This is a genomic window from Alcanivorax sp. HI0044, from assembly GCF_001634945.1.
In genome coordinates this window covers 1-842 of the sequence record NZ_LWEZ01000357.1, presented here as the reverse complement: position 1 = coordinate 842, position 842 = coordinate 1, and the positions used below count along the sequence as shown (strand labels likewise).

At 60.5% G+C, this 842-nt stretch carries 3 protein-coding genes; 2 read left to right on the top strand and 1 reads right to left on the bottom strand.

Annotation, left to right across the window (positions count from 1 at the left end; genetic code table 11):
• Positions 1–106: cyclic pyranopterin monophosphate synthase MoaC (locus A3730_RS04345; protein ID WP_369819038.1), on the bottom strand; the 106-nt coding region annotated here is incomplete at its 3' end.
• Between the two features lie 177 nt (positions 107–283).
• Here A3730_RS04345 and A3730_RS04340 point away from each other — a divergent pair.
• Positions 284–751, top strand: a complete 468-nt coding sequence (locus tag A3730_RS04340) for an NUDIX hydrolase (protein ID WP_063519457.1) — start codon at positions 284–286, stop codon at positions 749–751.
• A 6-nt stretch (positions 752–757) separates the two neighbouring features.
• Positions 758–842: hypothetical protein (locus A3730_RS32990; protein ID WP_156500895.1), on the top strand; the 85-nt coding region annotated here is incomplete at its 3' end.

Genomic DNA, 842 nt, shown 5'->3' with positions numbered 1-842 from the left:
GGTGTTTGCCTCCCAGTATCATTTCCAGCGTGGCCGGCTGCATGCGCACCCGCGCCTGCGCAGTGGCGGTACGCTGAGTGCTGTCCTTGTCGGTCACATCCACCATCTGGGCCCGGCCACTGTCATCCAGGTGGGTAAATCGTTGATCTGTCATGCTCAGAGGTGTCTCCGCTCTGTTGTCTGTGGCGCCGCTGCGCTACCATTCCCGCCTTTCCAGAATTGAATGAAGCATCGCCCCCGGCCCATGACGGCAACCGGTGCTTCCTGTCCGGTAGGATACGCTATGAACAGCTTTGAGCCGCACATTACTGTGGCCTGCGTAGTCGAACAAGACGGCCGCTTCCTGTTTGTCCGAGAAATGAGCAAGGGCGAGGAAGTGCTGAACCAGCCTGCGGGCCATGTGGAATTCGGTGAAAACCTGATGCAGGCGGCCTACCGCGAAACCCTCGAAGAAAGCGCCTGGCAGGTAGACATTACCGACCTGCTCGGCTGGTATATCTTCCAGCCCCACAAGGGTGCCGGTGTCTATTACCGCACCTGCTTCGTGGCCCGGCCAGTCAGCCACGACCCGAAACAGAAGCTCGATACCGGCATTCTCGAAGCCGAATGGCTGACCCCGGACGAATTTCGCGCCCGTCGGCACCAGCACCGCAGCGCCCTGGTGGAAAAATGCCTGGATGATTACCTGTCCGGGCGACGACTGCCCCTGGACAGCATTTATCAGCACCCCTGGCCTCTGCAGAGAGGATGATTTGCCATGCGTAAGGCCCCCAAAGACACTCGTGTGATCGTCGGCATGTCCGGCGGTGTGGACTCCTCCGTGGCTGCGGCCCGCCTGATTG

Bases quoted from the DNA above. Each gene is read 5' to 3' on its own strand.
- A3730_RS04340 (WP_063519457.1), top strand. From the start codon at position 284: ATGAACAGCTTTGAGCCGCACATTACTGTGGCCTGCGTAGTCGAACAA.